Origin of the sequence: Janthinobacterium sp. PC23-8 (assembly GCF_002250505.1) — a bacterium.
GTDB lineage: Bacteria > Pseudomonadota > Gammaproteobacteria > Burkholderiales > Burkholderiaceae_D > Janthinobacterium.
Window position 1 is genome coordinate 199,567 of sequence record NZ_NJGY01000004.1, and the last position, 15,982, is coordinate 215,548.

The 15,982-nt window shown below is 62.1% G+C and carries 15 protein-coding genes; 4 read left to right on the top strand and 11 right to left on the bottom strand.

The features are described from left to right. The first annotated feature begins 120 nt into the window (after positions 1 to 120). The gene (locus CD932_RS24480; protein ID WP_094445505.1) at positions 121 to 942 is read left to right on the top strand and encodes a hypothetical protein; all 822 of its coding nucleotides are present in this window, start codon (positions 121 to 123) and stop codon (positions 940 to 942) included. On the opposite strand, the gene CD932_RS24485 is transcribed toward CD932_RS24480, so the two are convergent. Further along, positions 889 to 1,815, bottom strand: coding sequence for a histone deacetylase family protein (locus CD932_RS24485; protein WP_094445506.1), 927 nt, complete (start codon positions 1,813 to 1,815; stop codon positions 889 to 891). The genes CD932_RS24480 and CD932_RS24485 overlap by 54 nt on opposite strands. Positions 1,816 to 2,184: 369 nt before the next feature. On the opposite strand from CD932_RS24485, the gene mltB reads away from it, so the two are divergent. Together mltB and CD932_RS24495 are read left to right on the top strand one after the other, a co-directional pair. Beyond that, entirely contained in the window at positions 2,185 to 3,363 is a 1,179-nt protein-coding gene (gene mltB, locus CD932_RS24490; RefSeq protein ID WP_254926755.1) for a lytic murein transglycosylase B, read from the top strand. Positions 3,364 to 3,776: 413 nt separating this feature from the next. Then, positions 3,777 to 4,109 carry a hypothetical protein gene (locus tag CD932_RS24495; RefSeq protein ID WP_034751784.1) on the top strand — a complete coding sequence of 111 codons (333 nt, stop codon included), beginning with the start codon at positions 3,777 to 3,779 and terminating at the stop codon, positions 4,107 to 4,109. A gap of 89 nt (positions 4,110 to 4,198) precedes the next feature. Here CD932_RS24495 and cysM read toward each other — a convergent pair whose 3' ends face one another. Further along, positions 4,199 to 5,101: a cysteine synthase CysM gene (gene cysM, locus CD932_RS24500; RefSeq protein ID WP_094445508.1), complete on the bottom strand. Its 903-nt coding sequence runs from the start codon at positions 5,099 to 5,101 to the stop codon at positions 4,199 to 4,201. A gap of 263 nt (positions 5,102 to 5,364) precedes the next feature. Between cysM and CD932_RS24505 the strand changes: the two genes are divergently transcribed. Then, a complete protein-coding gene (locus CD932_RS24505) occupies positions 5,365 to 7,128 on the top strand; it encodes a cyclic nucleotide-binding domain-containing thioredoxin-disulfide reductase (protein WP_094445509.1) in 1,764 nt (587 codons plus the stop codon). Here the strand turns inward: CD932_RS24505 and CD932_RS24510 are convergent, their stop codons facing one another. The 9 genes from CD932_RS24510 to cmk form a co-directional block, all read right to left on the bottom strand. Next, positions 7,129 to 8,508: a M20/M25/M40 family metallo-hydrolase gene (locus CD932_RS24510; RefSeq protein ID WP_176461129.1), complete on the bottom strand. Its 1,380-nt coding sequence runs from the start codon at positions 8,506 to 8,508 to the stop codon at positions 7,129 to 7,131. It lies immediately after the preceding gene. A 112-nt stretch (positions 8,509 to 8,620) separates the two neighbouring features. Beyond that, positions 8,621 to 8,932, bottom strand: coding sequence for a helix-hairpin-helix domain-containing protein (locus tag CD932_RS24515; protein WP_094445511.1), 312 nt, complete (start codon positions 8,930 to 8,932; stop codon positions 8,621 to 8,623). A 158-nt stretch (positions 8,933 to 9,090) separates the two neighbouring features. Continuing rightward, positions 9,091 to 10,044, bottom strand: coding sequence for a D-glycero-beta-D-manno-heptose-7-phosphate kinase (gene rfaE1 / locus CD932_RS24520; RefSeq protein WP_094445512.1), 954 nt, complete (start codon positions 10,042 to 10,044; stop codon positions 9,091 to 9,093). Next, the gene (locus CD932_RS24525; RefSeq protein ID WP_094445513.1) at positions 10,041 to 11,408 is read right to left on the bottom strand and encodes a UDP-glucose/GDP-mannose dehydrogenase family protein; all 1,368 of its coding nucleotides are present in this window, start codon (positions 11,406 to 11,408) and stop codon (positions 10,041 to 10,043) included. Before CD932_RS24525 ends, rfaE1 begins: the two co-directional genes overlap by 4 nt. 79 nt (positions 11,409 to 11,487) lie before the next feature. Continuing rightward, a complete protein-coding gene (gene lapB, locus CD932_RS24530; protein WP_094445514.1) occupies positions 11,488 to 12,663 on the bottom strand; it encodes a lipopolysaccharide assembly protein LapB in 1,176 nt (391 codons plus the stop codon). Positions 12,664 to 12,718: 55 nt separating this feature from the next. Further along, on the bottom strand, positions 12,719 to 13,024 hold the full coding sequence (locus CD932_RS24535; protein WP_094445515.1) for a lipopolysaccharide assembly LapA domain-containing protein: 306 nt from the start codon (positions 13,022 to 13,024) through the stop codon (positions 12,719 to 12,721). A 131-nt stretch (positions 13,025 to 13,155) separates the two neighbouring features. Next, entirely contained in the window at positions 13,156 to 13,461 is a 306-nt protein-coding gene (locus CD932_RS24540; protein ID WP_008446215.1) for an integration host factor subunit beta, read from the bottom strand. Between the two features lie 18 nt (positions 13,462 to 13,479). Beyond that, entirely contained in the window at positions 13,480 to 15,192 is a 1,713-nt protein-coding gene (gene rpsA, locus CD932_RS24545; RefSeq protein ID WP_071650172.1) for a 30S ribosomal protein S1, read from the bottom strand. A 119-nt stretch (positions 15,193 to 15,311) separates the two neighbouring features. Continuing rightward, positions 15,312 to 15,980 carry a (d)CMP kinase gene (gene cmk / locus CD932_RS24550; RefSeq protein ID WP_094445516.1) on the bottom strand — a complete coding sequence of 223 codons (669 nt, stop codon included), beginning with the start codon at positions 15,978 to 15,980 and terminating at the stop codon, positions 15,312 to 15,314. Between the last annotated feature and the right edge of the window lie 2 nt (positions 15,981 to 15,982).

Sequence of the window (15,982 nt, forward strand, 5' to 3'; positions counted from 1 at the left end):
CCCTCACCGGCCATTCGGCGCCAAACGAGACAATTGGTGATAATCCCATGCTGAGCACGATGCTACCATCCGCGTTGCCGTATCTGCGCCCGACGTCCACGACCCTGACCGCCCCGATCCATGCCATTTTCCCGCCTGCCCTTGCTTGCCCTGCTCGCCGCCTGCCTGATACCTGCCCACGCACAGGACGCCAGTGAACCCCAGGACCACCGCGCCGGACAGGTGGTCAACGTGCATGGCACGCGCGACCCCGACCTGCTGCCGTACCGCACCATGCTCAAGGGCCTCGATGCGTATGCCGACCATCGAGGCCTGGCGCCCGCCGCGCCGCTGCGCTTCAAGCTGATGGCGGCCACGCCGGCCGTCTCGATGGCGGGCGTGGCCTTGCGCCTGGAAGCGGACAATCTGTCGGTCGTCATTCCCCTGGCCGACGACGACACGTTTGCGCTGGCGCGTGACAAGACGGCCTTCGACGCGAACGCCGACCTGGTCAGCAACAGGAAACGCAGCACCGTGCGCTGGCGCCCGCATATCGTCACGCCGGGCTTGCCGGCCAATGTGCGCCGGCTGGGCGACCTGCGGCTCGAATGCGAAGTGCGCTGGGCGGTGGAACAGGACGCCCTGCCGTTCATGCGCCGCAATCTGTTCAAGCTCGCCGGCGGGCCCTGCCATTCGGCCATGATCAGCGTGCTCTACCCGACCGCCCGTCCCCTGGCCGGCATACTGCTGCAATCGGGCGAACGCAGCGAGCGCCTGCCCCTGAGCGAAGACCGCAGGCGCTATACGCCGCCCTTGCACGATAGCAGCTGGAATGACGACACCCTGCTGACGTTCAGCTATGCCCGGGAAGAACAGGCCGCCGCGCCGGCGCGCAACATCCTGTCGCCATCAAAGCTCGGCGAGCGCCTTGATATGGGCGGCAACACTGCGCCCCAGGGATGACAGGTTATAGCCGCCTTCGAGGCAGCTGACGATGCGCCCCTGGCCATATTGCCGGGCCACTTCCATCATCTGCTGCGTCAGCCAGCTGTAGTCCGCTTCGACCAGGCCCATGCCGCCCACGTCGTCTTCGCGGTGGGCGTCGAAACCGGCGGAAATGAACAGCATCTGCGGACGCTGGCGGTGCAGGGCCGGCAGCCAGTGGTCGAGCACCAACTGGCGCACCACGTCGCCCTTCGAGCGGGCCGGCACCGGCACGTTGACGCGCGTGTCGGTATAGGACTCGACATCGCTGTACGGATAAAACGGATGCTGGAAAAAACTGACCATCAAGATGCGCGGATCGTGCGCCACCGATTCGGCCGTGCCATTGCCGTGGTGGACGTCGAAGTCGATGATGGCGACGCGCTCGAGGCCGCGCACGTCGAGCGCATGCTTGGCGGCGATGGCGACATTGTTGAACAGGCAAAAACCCATCGGCTCGCTGGGCCGCGCATGGTGGCCGGGCGGACGGATCGAACAGAAGGCGTTGGCGATCTCGCCGTCGATCACGGCGTCGGTGGCGGCAATGGCGGCGCCGGCCGCCGCCAGCGCCGCCTGGTAGCTGTAGGCGTTGAGCAAGGTATCGCCGTCGAGCGGATAGTACTCGCCCGGCGCCGGCAGGTTGTCGCGCACCAGGCTGATGGCCGCAGCGCTATGGTTGCGCTCGATATCGGACAGTTGCGCGCGCTCGCCCGTGCGGTGCTCGACCAGGTCGCTGATATGGGCCAGGATCAGCTGGTCGCTGATCGCCTGCAGGCGGGCCGGCGCTTCGGGATGCCAGTCGCCCATTTCATGGCGCTGGCAATCGGGATGGGTATAAATAGCTGTGCTCATCTTGTACTGGTTCGCTTTGTCTCTGTCTACGCAGGTAAAATCACCGGCTGGCCTGCGCCGCCATGGTCTCGCTCTCTAATCTACCACGGACACGCCCGCTGCGGGCGCGGTGGCAGGCGCAGGACTTGATCGGCGCGAGCGATTGCACAGGAAATCGCTGTGCGGACACAGCCGTGCGCCACCTGAGGGGCCGCACGGTTATGCTGCACGGCTGGCGGCCAGGCCGGCGCCGCCGCGCGCGCACGAGGCGATGGCGCACTTTCTGGCTATCTATGCCGCGATGAAGTATGGTAACGCCAGCCCATACGAACACACCCGTGCGCGGCGCGCACTGCGCCGCCTGTTAACACTATGCCGATGAGACGCTTCTTGCCTACCACTACCTCGACCACCTCCGCCCTCCTGTTGTCCCTGCTGCTGGCCGGCACCGCCCATGCCGCCGAAAACAGCCAGATTTCCGCCGCCGACCGCGCCAGGGCGATCCAGGCCATCAAACAGGGCGCCAAACAAGACGCAAATCAACCCTCCGTCAAAAAGGCGGCCGCCAAATTCGACTTTGAAGGCGAATTCGTCAACTATGCCAGCTGGTCCGATGTGCGCGCCTTTCTCGATGACATGGCCGCCAGACACGGCTTCGACCGCGCCGAACTCGACGTGCTGATCGGCAAGGTACGCTATGTGGAAACGACGGTGCAATTGATGAAACCCGCGCCGCCGGGCAAGCCGAAGAACTGGCACGCGTACAGCGCGCGCTTTATCGAACCGGTGCGTATCAACGCAGGCGTGAAATTCTGGCGCGAAAACGCCGATGCGCTGGCGCGCGCGGAACGCCAGTATGGCGTGCCGGCCAATATCATCGTCGGCATTATCGGCGTGGAAACCGTGTATGGCCGCAATACGGGGCGCTTCCGCGTGCTCGATGCGCTCACCACGCTGGCGTTTTCGTATCCGGAAAGTCCGACCCGCGCGGCGCGCATGGCCTATTTCAAGGGTGAGCTGGAAAACGCGCTGCTGTTCGCACGCAAGGACGGCATCGATCCGCTGACCTTGCTGGGTTCTTACGCGGGCGCCATCGGTCTGCCTCAATTCATGCCTGGCAGCATCATGAAATACGCGGTGGACTTCGATGGCGATAGTCACATCGACCTGCGCAACTCGACTGCCGACGCGATTGGCAGCGTGGCCCACTTCCTGGTCGAGCATGGCTGGAAACGCGACGATCCGGCCACCAGCGTGTATCCGGTGACGGTGTCGCCCAACCGCGCCTGGGAAAAATTCCTCGGCCAGGGCCTGTCGGCAAAGTTCACCCTGGAAGAACTGCAGCAGGCTGGCGTGACCAGCGTGGCGGCCCCACCACAGAATATGTTGTACGGCTTGATCGACCTGCAGAATGGCTCTGAAGCAACAGAGTACAGCTTGGCAAGCAATAACTTCTTTGCTATAACTCAGTACAACAGAAGTTACTTCTATGCTATGTCAGTGATCGATCTGGGCAAGGCTGTCAGTGAAGCGCGCGCACGCCAGGCGGAAGTCGGTGTAAAGTTATAATGTTACTTGTAAGAAAGCGTAAGCGCGATTGTCGGTGCTCCTAAACACGTTTATGGTGCACTCGTCAGCATCGCGCTCGCCAAGCTCGCCAGCGATCCGGCAATGCCAGCATTGAACATGTTTTTCACTTAATTTTTTTCAAAATACAATTTTTGGGCTACCATGTAAATGGTAAAGAATACATAGGTGTTGCAGCAAGACAACGTCAATCAGGTGTGTCACACGATAGTCACACTTTCCCACCTGAAACTAAATCCTGCTGTACAATTGTGTATATATTATGAAAAACTGTATCCCGGATCGTAACATGTGTGAATTCGTTCCTTTTAGTAAAGAATGAACATGAACGCAGCAAAAGCGAGCTCCGAGTGTTTTTACTTTGCAGTGCAACTACAGAAGGAACAAACAACATCATGACAAATCAAGTCGGCATTGATATGAACAGCGATTCGGACTCCGACGATCTGTTGCAATATAATCCAAACAGATTGCTCGACACCCTGATCGAAAACCTGCGCCTGAAAAACGACGCAGCCCTGTCGCGCGCGCTCGAAGTGGCGCCGCCCGTCATCAGCAAAATCCGCCACCACCGCCTGCCGGTCGGCGCCTCGCTGCTGATCCGCATGCACGAGGTAAGCGACCTGAGCATCCGTGACCTGCGTTACCTGATGGGTGACCGTCGCAACAAATTCCGCATCAGCGACAAGCAATTCAAGCCAAAAGAAGGCGAAACGCCGCAAGGCTGATCCTGCCAGTTGCGCAGGTTTTCCCTCCCCGCCCGGGGAGGGGGTCTGTTTTGTATTTCCAGGCCGTTCTGGCCGACCTCAATCGCCCCTTACGCCGGGAACACGCCGGTTGACAAATATCTGTCGCCACGGTCGCACACGATAAACACGATGGTCGCATTTTCCACGGTTTGCGAAATGCGCAGCGCGATTTCGCAGGCGCCGGCCGCTGAAATACCGCAGAACAAGCCTTCCTCCGCCGCCAGGCTGCGCGCCATGCGTTCGGCCACGCCCTGGCTCACGTATTCGAGCTGGTCGACGCGCGTCTTGTCATAGATTTTCGGCAAATACGCTTCCGGCCATTTGCGGATGCCCGGAATTTGCGAGCCCTCTTCCGGTTGCGCGCCGATGATACGGATCGCCGGATTCTGTTCTTTCAAATACTTCGACACGCCCATGATGGTGCCAGTGGTGCCCATCGCGCTGACAAAGTGCGTGACCCGTCCTTGCGTGTCGCGCCAGATTTCCGGCCCCGTGCTTTCATAGTGGGCGCGCGCATTATCTTCATTGCCGAACTGGTCGAGAATGATGCCGCGGCCGTCTTTCTGCATCTGCTCGGCCAGGTCGCGCGCATATTCCATGCCGCCCGTCTTGGGGGTGAGCAAGATGTCGGCGCCATACGCGGCCATGCTCTGGCGGCGCTCGACGCTCAGGTTGTCCGGCATCAGCAGCAGCATCTTGTAGCCGCGCAGCGCGGCGGCCATGGCCAGCGCGATGCCGGTGTTGCCGCTGGTCGCTTCGATCAGGGTGTCGCCCGGCTTGATCTGGCCGCGCTCTTCGGCCCGCTTGAGCATGGACATGGCGGCGCGGTCCTTGACGGAGCCGGCCGGGTTGTTGCCTTCCAGCTTGCCCAGGATAATGTTGTTGCGCGCCAGCGCATCGGCTCCCGGCAAACGCGTCAGCTGTACCAGCGGAGTATTGCCTATCGTATCTTCAAGTGTCTTGTAAGCCATCGTGTCGCTTCGCGTAAATTCAACAAAGACCCATTCTAATATGAGATGCCAGCCTCTGTGTCGCTGTTCCTGGCCGCCCGGCCATGCCGTCACCGGACGGCCAGTCGCCCCACAAGCCGCATGGATGCTCGCTTTCGCGGCTTTTCACACGCCAGTGCGGCAAGCTTTTGGCACGCGGCGCGCCCTTGCGCTAGACTGGCGCCATCAGTTATTTTTCTTATTTGCTTATTCACTTGCCCGCCAATTGCCACCACGGACCCGCCATGACCAGCAGCGCACCTGAATTCATCCCTGAATCCACGCCCGATGATGCAGTCCAGGCCCACGCCTTCGACCCGCCTGGCCGCAGCCACCAGATTTCACCGGTCTTCAATGACGCCGAGCTCGAACGCCTGCGGCGCTATGGCCAGCTCAGGCACTTTGCCGACGGCGCCGTCCTGTTTGAGGCGGGCAACAGCAGCTTTGGCATGCTGGTCATCCTGGCAGGGCGGGTCGCCATCACGCGCCATGAGGTGATGGGACAAGATACGCTGCTGCGCGAAGTGGGCAGGGGCCACTTCATCGCCGAGGTGGCGCAATTGTCGGGCCGCCCCACCCTCGTCAACGGCAGCGCCGTCGGCGCTGTCGAGCTGCTCGACATCAGTTCGGAATCCTTGCGTGCGCTGATCGTGGCCGAAGCGGAGATGGGCGAGCGCATCGTGCGCGCACTGATCCTGCGCCGCGTCGGCCTGATCGAATCGAACTCGGGCGGACCGGTGCTGGTGGGGCCGCGCGGCAATGCCAATATGTTCCAGTTGCAAAGTTTCTTGAGCAGCAACGGCCATCCGCACACGGTGCTCGATCCGGACAACGACACGGCAGCCGCCGCCCTGCGCACGCGCTACCAGCCGGCGGCGCACGAATGGCCGCTGGTGGTCTGCCCCGACGGCAAGGTCATGAAAAATCCGGGCAACGCCGACCTTGGCCGCTGCCTGGGCATGCTGCCCGACCTGTCCGGCGACAAGATTTTCGATGTGCTGGTGGTGGGCGCGGGGCCGGCCGGCCTGGCCACGGCCGTGTATGCGGCCTCGGAAGGCCTGTCGGTGCTGGCGCTGGAACAGCGCGCCTACGGCGGCCAGGCCGGCGCCAGCGCGCGCATCGAAAACTACCTGGGTTTTCCGACGGGGATCTCGGGCCGCGCGCTGGCCGGACGCGCCTATGTACAGGCGCAAAAATTCGGCGTCGAAGTGGCCACGCCGGCCAATGCCGCCAAGCTCGAATGCGACAGCTGGCCGCTGCGCCTGACCTTGACCGATGGCGTCACCGTGTGCGCCCGCACCGTGGTGCTGTCGTGCGGCGCGCGCTACCGCCGCCCGTCGCTGGCCAACCTGAAAACCTATGAGGGACGCGGCATTTATTACTGGGCTTCGCCGATCGAAGCCAAGCTGTGCCGCCAGGAGGAAATTATTCTGGTCGGCGGCGGCAATTCGGCCGGCCAGGCGGCCGTGTTCCTGTCAGGCCATGCGGCCAGGGTGCACATGGTGATCCGCGGCGCCGGCCTGGCCGCCAGCATGTCGAGCTACCTGATCGAACGCATCGCCGCCACGCCGAATATCACCTTGCACACGCACACGGAAATCATCGCGCTCGAAGGCGATGACGATGGCTTGAGCGAAGTGCGCTGGCGCAATAATCAAACGGGCGAGGAAGCCGATTGCGCCGTGCGCCGCGTGTTCCTGTTTGTCGGCGCCGATCCGAACACGGACTGGCTGCAGGACTGCGCGGTGGCGGTTGACGCCCAGGGCTTTATCCGCACCGGCTTTGACGTCACGCGCGCCGAGTGCAGCAAGCTCGGCGACAAGCCGATCTCGCCGGCCGAGCTGCCGGAGCGCGCCGCGCTGGAAACGAGCGTGCCCGGCGTATTTGCGATTGGCGACGTGCGCGCCGGCTCGACCAAGCGGGTGGCGGCGGCCGTCGGCGAAGGCGCGGCCGTGGTGTCCCAGATCCACAGCTTTCTGGCCAGGCTGCCGGCAGACGCCGCCAGCTGATCAGCGCAGCGGCGTGGGATAGGTGGCCACGCTGACATTGCCGTCGCGGTCGATCGCCTGCACGCCAAAGAACACATTGTCTTTCGACAGAGGCAGCGTTGCTTGCGTCACATTGCCCACATCCTGCGCGCCCTGCCACTGGTCAGCCGTGGTGGCGCGCCAGACCACGCGGTAGCCGGCCAGGTCCGGTTCCGTGTTCGGCCGCCACTGCAGCGTGGTGGCGTTTTCCAGCTTGTCTGTGCGCACCTGCACCTGCGACGGTGCGGCCGGCGCCAGTGCCAGCGACGCCAGCGCGGCGGCGTTGATGCGCGTCACCTTCGCCACATACTCATAGTCGACAAATTGCGGCAGGTCACCATATTGCACGCCGTTTTCCACCCGCACATCCTGGTGCTGGTGCGCAAAATCTTCGTTCGGCTCGGTAAAGCGCAGCGCCGCATAGCCTTGCGCCAGGAAGGGCATATGGTCGCCGCCGCGCAGGTAGCGGTCGGCGCGCTGGATCACGTTGACGCGAAAGCCAGGTACATAGCGCTCGCCCACCTGTTTCACATGGCGCGCCAGCTGGCGCGAAATGGAATCGTTTTCGCCTCCCGTCGCCACCAGGCCGCGCACGCCGTCGCTCATCTCTTTCACCGCCGGGATGCCCTCGGCAAACAGGCGCACCTGGCCGCCATCGACCGTGCCGTCGTCGGCGCGCGAGCTGCCGATAATATCGTTGTTGAGCATGCCGGCGATATCGAGCTGTTTCGATTTTGCCTGCTGCGCCCAGTGGCCCGAGCCGAGCAGCCCCTGCTCTTCGGCCGCCACCGCCATGAACACCAGCGTCGCGTCGAACTGCCGGCGCGCCATCACGCAGGCCATTTCGATCACCGCCGCCGTGCCGGACGCATCGTCGTTGGCGCCGGGCGCGTTGCCGCTGGCGTCCATCACGTCGGTGGCGCGCGAGTCATAGTGGCCGCTGACCACATAGATGCGCTGCGCCGACTGCGGCTCGCTGCCGGGCAGGGTCGCCACCACGTTGACGATTTCGGTCGGGCGCGAGATACGTTTCGACACTGGCGTCACATGGCTGTCGAAAGCCACCTGCAAGCGTCCGCCCGCCTGCGCGCCGCAGCGCTCCAGTTCGGCCTTGATCCAGCGCCGCGCCGCGCCGATGCCCTGCGTGTCGGACACGGTATCGGACATGGTATGGCGCGTCTGGAAACTCACCAGCTTGCGCACGTGCGCTTCGATGCGCTGCGGCGAAATGTCGGCCACCAGCTCGGTGATGGCCGGCTGCATCCGGTCCGGTGCCGGCGCTGCCGCTGGCGCCGCCAATACGGCTGCGGCCGCCCCGCCAGACAGCAGCGCTGCCGTCACGCCCGTCAACATCCTGCTCATTGCCTGTCTCCCTAAAATGATTATGGCAGGCATTTTCGCACTATTCGCGACGGGCGTGGCTGACGGCGTCAGGCAACTCGGCGCCCCCCCCTCGGCGTCCCAACTCGTCGGGCTACTTTTTCTCCGCGACCTTGGTGGCCGGCTTGGCTGCGCCCGACTTGCCCTGGCCGTTGACCTGCAGTCCCGCCTCGGACAGCTTCACGGCGCTTTTCGGACCGATGCCCTTGACCCGGCTTTCAAAGTCGGCCCAGTCCTTGTAGGGTCCCTTGGCGCGCTCGTCGATGATAGCTTTCGAGGTGGCCGGGCCGATGCCTTTGACGCTGTCGAGCGCCGCCTGGTCGGCCTTGTTGACGTCCACCTGGGCCATGGCCAGGCCCATCGTCGCGGCAAGGGTTGCCACGGCCAATACAATTTTTTTCAACATGGGAAAGTCTCCGTGATGTGGTTGGATAACACGCAAACGGCAGACAAACAGCGCCTGGCCGTCATCACAGTGTAGCGAACGCGGCATGGCCCGGCGGAGGGCCCGGAGGGGAAGACCTGCGCCAGATCAAGCGAACTGGCGCAGGCGATACGGAAGATTTATTGCGGGAACAGTTCGGCGCGCGTGACGGTGGCCGTGCCCAACTTGCCCACCACGATGCCGCCGGCGCGGTTGGCCGTGCGCACGGCGTCGCCCAGGCTCATGCCGGCGCCCAGCATGGCGGCCATGGTGGCGATCACCGTGTCGCCCGCACCGGACACATCGAACACTTCGCGCGCGTCGGTCGGCATATGCAGCACCTCATCGGCCGTGTACAAGCTCATGCCTTCTTCCGAGCGCGTCAGCAGCAGGGCGTCCAGGCCCAGCTGGGCGCGCATCTGCTGGGCGCGCTGCGTCAACTGTTCTTCGGTGCTCCAGTTGCCGATAATGCGGCGCAGTTCCGACTTGTTGGGAGTGAGCACTGACGCGCCCGTGTAGCGCGAAAAATCGTCGCCTTTCGGGTCAACCATCACGATCTTGCCGGCCGCGCGGGCCGCCTTGATCATCTCGGCCACGTTGACCAGGCTGCCCTTGGCGTAGTCGGACAAAATCACCACGTCGCAGTCGGGCAGCAGGGTATTGAACTGCTTGAGCTTGTCGCGCAGCACCGTGTCGCTGGGCGCATCCTCGAAGTCGATGCGCAGCATCTGCTGCTGGCGGCCGATCACGCGCAGCTTGATGATGGTGGAAATGGCCGCATCGCGCTGCAAATGGCTGCGGATGCCGTCCTCGCCCAGCAGGCGTTCGACGTGGTTGCCGGCCTCGTCGTCGCCGACCACGCCCAGCAGACTCGTCTTGGCACCGAGCGCGGCCGCATTGCGCGCCACGTTGGCCGCGCCGCCCAGGCGCTCCTCGCGCTTTTCAATGCGCACGATGGGCACCGGCGCTTCCGGCGAAATACGGCTGACGTCGCCAAACCAGTAACGGTCCAGCATCACGTCGCCCACCACCAGCAGGCGCACCCTGGCCAGGCTGTCGGGCGCGCTCAAGCTTGCCAACGCAGGCGCGCTCATGGCGCCGCCTGCAGCGAGCGGCCGATGCCGTAGTATTCGATGCCGGAGGCCAGCATGATGTCCGGCTCATACAGATTGCGGCCGTCAAAAATCACCGGCTGCTTCAGGCGTTTCTTGATCAGTTCAAAGTCGGGGCTGCGGAAAGCCTTCCACTCCGTGACGATCACCAGGGCATCGGCGTCGACCAGCGCATCGGTCGGGCTGTCGGCGTAGCGGATATTGGCCAGTTGCCCTGGTGTCAAGTCCAGTTGCAGCACGCGCTGCGCTTCCGCCATCGCCACCGGGTCGTACACGGCCACGGTAGCGCCGCGCGACAGCAAGTCGGCCAGCAGCACGCGCGCCGATGCTTCGCGCATGTCGTCCGTGTTCGGCTTGAAAGCCAGGCCCCAGATGGCGAAGTGGCGGCCAGCGAGCTCGTTGCCGAAGCGTGTCACGACCTTGTTGCCCAGGATATGTTTCTGGCGGTCGTTGACCGCTTCGACGGCGCGCAAGATCAGCAATTCCTGGTCGTAGTGGCGGGCCGTGCGCTCGAGCGCCTGCACGTCTTTCGGGAAGCACGAGCCGCCATAGCCGCAGCCGGCATACAAAAAGCTGTAGCCGATGCGCGGGTCGGAGCCGACGCCACGGCGCACCGCTTCGATATCGACGCCGACCTTGTCGGCCAGGTTGGCCAGTTCGTTCATGAACGAGATGCGCGTGGCCAGCATGGCGTTGGCCGCGTACTTGGTGAACTCGGCCGAGCGCACGTCCATCCAGTAGGTGCGTTCGCGGTTGCGGTTGAATGGTGCATAGAGGCTGCGCAGCAAATCGCGCGCGCGCTCGCCTTCTTGTGTGGCGTCGACGCCGATAACGATGCGGTCGGGCCGCATGAAGTCTTCGACGGCCGCGCCTTCTTTCAGGAACTCCGGGTTCGAGGCCACCGAGAAGGTGGCGCTGGTGGCGCGCAGGTCCAGTTCGGCCTGGATGGCGGCGCGCACTTTTTCAGCCGTGCCGACCGGCACCGTCGACTTGTCGACGATGACCTTGTATTCCTGCATGTGGCGGCCGATGCCGCGCGCGGCGGCCAGCACGTATTGCAGGTCGGCCGAGCCGTCTTCGTCGGGCGGCGTGCCGACGGCGATGAACTGCAACACGCCATGGTGGGCGGCCGCTTCCACGTCGGTGGAAAAGGTCAGGCGGCCGGCGGCGCGGTTGCGCGCAACGACTTCTTCGAGGCCAGGCTCATGGATGGGAATGCCGCCGCTGTTGAGCAGGTCGACTTTTTTGGTATCGAGATCCAGGCAAAAGACGTCATTGCCCAGCTCGGCCAGGCAGGCGCCCGTGACCAGGCCAACATAGCCGGTGCCGATAATGGTGATTTTCATGGTTGTACCGTATGGATAAAAAGCAGGTCTTACATAGAAGTACACGCCACATTGCTCAGGGCAAGGCGACGTGTACGTATCAGTTCATGACGTTCAATTCTTCGGTGCGGCGCGGTGGATAAGTCTCCCACTTGTTGCAGCCCGGGCAATGCCAGTAAAACTGGCGCGCCTTGAAACCGCAATGGCTGCACTGGTAGCGCGCCAGTTTCTGCGTGTAGCCGTGCACGAGGTTTTTCACCATCGACAGTTCCGACCAGATTGCCGCCGGCGCGTCCATCATGCGCGCCTCGAGCAGCTTGTCGAGGCCCAGCAAGGTCGGCGTGCGGCGCAGTTCGGCGCTCACCAACTGCTTGGCGGCGTCAACGCCATCGAGCTCCAGCACGGCCTTGAACACCACTTCGATCAGGTCGATCGACGAGGCTTCTTCCAGGTAGGAACGCAGCAGGTTGATGCCCTCCTGCGCGCGTCCCACCCTGGTGTAGCCATCCATCAGGCGCTGTGCCACCAGGGCCACGTGCGGCACGCTTTGCTGCTCGACGCGGCGCCACGTAATGATCGCTTCTTCCACGTCGCCGCGCGCCAGCTGCACGTCGCCCGTCAGGATGGTGGCGCGCACGCTCTTGCGGTCGGTCTGCAGCGCTTTTTCCAGCAGCGGCATGGCTTCGTCGGGTTTCAGATGCACGAGCGCATCATGCGCCAGCTCGCAATAAAATTGCGCGATTTCCTTCTGGCGCGCGCCGGCACCCGACTCCTGCAAGCCCAGCGCCGCTTCGATGGCGCGTGGCCATTCTTTTTCACGCTGGAAAATTTCCAGCAGCGCGCGGCGGGCCTGCACCGCGTATTGGGTTTCGACCAGGCCATTGAAGGTTTCTTCGGCGCGGTCCAGCAGGCCGGCCTTCAGGTAATCCATGCCCAGTTCGTAGGCCGCATGCACCTGCTGCTCCTGCGGCAGGTCCGGGCGCGCCAGCAGGTTCTGGTGCACGCGAATGGCGCGTTCGGTTTCGCCGCGGCGGCGGAACAGATTGCCGAGCGCGAAGTGCATGTCGGCCGATTCGGGGTCGAGCTTGACGATTTCGATAAAGGCGTCAATCGCCTTGTCGTGCTGTTCGGTGAGCAGGAAATTCAAGCCCTTGAAATAATTGCGCGGCAGGCTGCGCGACTCCGACACCAGCTGATTGATGTCGACGCGCGCTGCGATCCAGCCCAGTGCGAAAAACAGGGGGATGCCCAGGAGCCACCAGAATTCAAATTCCATGCGATCGTTTTTATTCGTATAAGAGGAGAGAGGAAGGCCGCGGCATCAAATGCTCTTACGGCTGGGTGCTGACGCCATCCGGTTGCGGCTGTACGGTCGCCGACACGCCCACGGCATGCAGGGCGGCGATGGTGGTCTTTTGGCGGTTCGCTTCACGGCGGTGGCGAAACACGGTCGGCGTCAGGGCCAGTACACCCAGGCTGGCGCCGGCCACAAAAAAGCCCAGCAGCATCAAAACCAGGGGACCACGGATTTCATAATTGAGGAAAACATGCAGGTCGACCACCTGCGCATTCTTCAGCGCAAAGCCGAAGAACAGGATGAAAAGAACACAGCCAACGATGGTGGAGACGATTTTCATCGATAGGTCCAGAGCAAGAAAACAGGAATACAAAGGTTATTCATGCCACATGGCACGAACTTGGAACAGTTTAACAAAAAAAAGCGGCATCCAAGGACGCCGCTCTTTATTTTCCGCCTTCCAGCAGACGATTAATCCTCGATGATCGGCTGGCCGACCATCGCGTCCACGCGCTCGCGCAACTGTTTGCCCGGTTTGAAGTGCGGCACCCGTTTTTCGGGCACCATCACCTTGTCGCCGGATTTCGGGTTGCGGCCGATGCGCGGTGGGCGGCTGTTCAGGGCAAAACTGCCAAAACCGCGGATCTCGATGCGCTGACCGGTCGCCAGGGCGTTGGTCATCGCATCGAGAATGGTCTTGACGGCATACTCCGCATCTTTCGCCACCAGCTGAGAATAACGCTCAGCGAGGCGGTTGATCAGCTCGGACTTTGTCATCTGCCAGTATCCGCAGTCTTAGTTCTTGTTATCGAACTTGGCTTTCAACAAGGCGCCCAGGCTGGTGGTGCCCGAAGCTGCGTTGTTGTCGGTCGCGGCCATTTTCTGCATTGCTTCCTGGGTTTCAACGTTGTCTTTCGCTTTGATCGACAGTTGGATACCACGGGCTTTGCGGTCGATGTTCAGCACCATGGCTTCAACGGTGTCGCCGACTTTCAGGTGCGTACCAGCATCTTCAACGCGGTCGCGCGAGATTTCGGAAGCGCGCAGGTAGCCTTCGACTTCTTCGGACAGTTGGATCACGGCGCCTTTAGGCTCAACCGATTTGACGGTACCGGTAACCAGCGAGCCTTTGTCGTTCATGGCTGCGAAGTTGTTGAATGGGTCACCTTCCAGTTGCTTGACGCCCAGGGAAACGCGCTCGCGCTCAACGTCGATGGCCAGAACGATGGCTTCCAGTTCGTCACCTTTCTTGAAGCGACGCACGGCTTCTTCGCCGGTTTCGGTCCAGGACAGGTCGGACAGGTGCACCAGGCCGTCGATGTTGCCGGCCAGGCCGATGAACACGCCGAAGTCGGTGATCGATTTGATCGCGCCGCGGACTTTGTCACCTTTCTTATGGGTAACACCGAAGTCGTCCCATGGATTGGCTTTGCACTGTTTCATGCCCAGCGAAATACGACGACGTTCTTCGTCGATTTCCAGAACCATCACTTCTACTTCGTCGCCCAGTTGGACAACTTTGTTAGGAGCAACGTTTTTGTTCGTCCAGTCCATTTCGGAAACGTGTACCAGACCTTCGATACCCTGTTCCACTTCCACGAAGGCGCCGTAGTCGGTCAGGTTCGTTACTTTACCGAACAGACGGGTGCTTTGTGGGTAACGACGGGACAGACCGGTCCAAGGATCGTCGCCCAGTTGTTTCACGCCCAGCGAAACACGGTTTTTCTCTTGATCGTATTTCAGGACTTTGGCGGTGATTTCCTGGCCAACCGTCAGTACTTCCGACGGGTGACGTACACGGCGCCATGCCAGGTCGGTGATGTGCAGCAGGCCATCGATACCGCCCAGATCCACGAACGCGCCGTAGTCGGTGATATTTTTGACGACGCCGGTCACGACCGTGCCTTCTTTCAGCGTTTCCATCAGTTTCTGACGCTCTTCGCCCATCGAAGCTTCGATGACGGCGCGGCGGGACAGAACCACGTTGTTACGCTTGCGGTCCAGTTTGATGACCTTGAATTCGAGGGTCTTGCCTTCGAATGGGGTGGTATCTTTCACTGGACGGGTGTCAACCAGCGAACCGGGCAGGAATGCGCGGATGCCGTTGGTCAGGACGGTCAGGCCGCCTTTGACTTTGCCATTGACGGTACCGACGACGATCTCGCCCGATTCCATCGCTTTTTCCAGAGCCAGCCACGAAGCCAGACGCTTGGCTTTATCGCGCGACAGGATGGTATCGCCGAAACCATTTTCCAGCGATTCGATCGCCACGGAAACGAAGTCACCAACTTTGACTTCCAGTTCGCCGTGGTCGTTCTTGAATTCTTCGACAGGGATGAATGCTTCGGATTTGAGGCCGGCGTTAACGATCACGAAATTGTGGTCGAGGCGCACGACTTCAGCGGAAATAACTTCGCCGGAGCGCATATCTTGACGCGACAACGATTCCTCGAAGAGCGCAGCAAAACTTTCCATACCGGTAGATTCGTTAGTTGTAACAGTAGACATAGGGTTCACACAGGTTATCCAGCAGAGATCGCACCATGCGACTTAAACTGGGTTAGGTTTTTGACACACCCGGACAGGCCAGGAGCCGTCAACGGGCACCACATAGCTTGAAAATCACGCTATTTTGATACGGACGCATACCATTTCAGGACGGTTTCAACAGCTTCGTCAGCCGTCATCGCCGAAGTATCGAGGACATGCGCCCCTTCCGCAGGAGCCAAAGGCGCAATCGCACGGTGAGTATCACGTTCGTCCCGCGCCTGCAAATCCATCAGAAGGTCTTCCATACTAGCAGAAAAACCCTTGTCTATCAATTGCTTGTAGCGCCGTTGCGCGCGCGCAGGGGCGCTGGCCGTCAAAAACACTTTTAATTGGGCATGCGGAAAGATCACCGTGCCCATGTCGCGCCCGTCGGCCACCAGGCCCGGCGTCTTGCGAAAGCCCAGCTGCAAACTGACCAGCGCATGGCGCACGGTGGGCAGCACGGCGATCTTCGAGGCCGTATTGCCGACCTCTTCCGCGCGGATCTGCTCGGTGACGTTTTCGTTGGCCAGCAGGATCTCGCCATTGGCAAAATGGCAAGGCAGATGCTCGGCCAGCTTGGCCAGCGCATGCTCGTCGCGCAGGTCGGTGCCACGGCGCAGCGCCGTCAGCGCCGTCAACCGGTACAGCGCGCCCGAATCGAGATAATGAAAGCCGAGCTTGTCGGCCACGCGGTGCGCCACCGTGCCCTTGCCGGAAGCGGTGGGGCCGTCGATGGCGATGACTGGGATGTGGGGTGTGGACATGG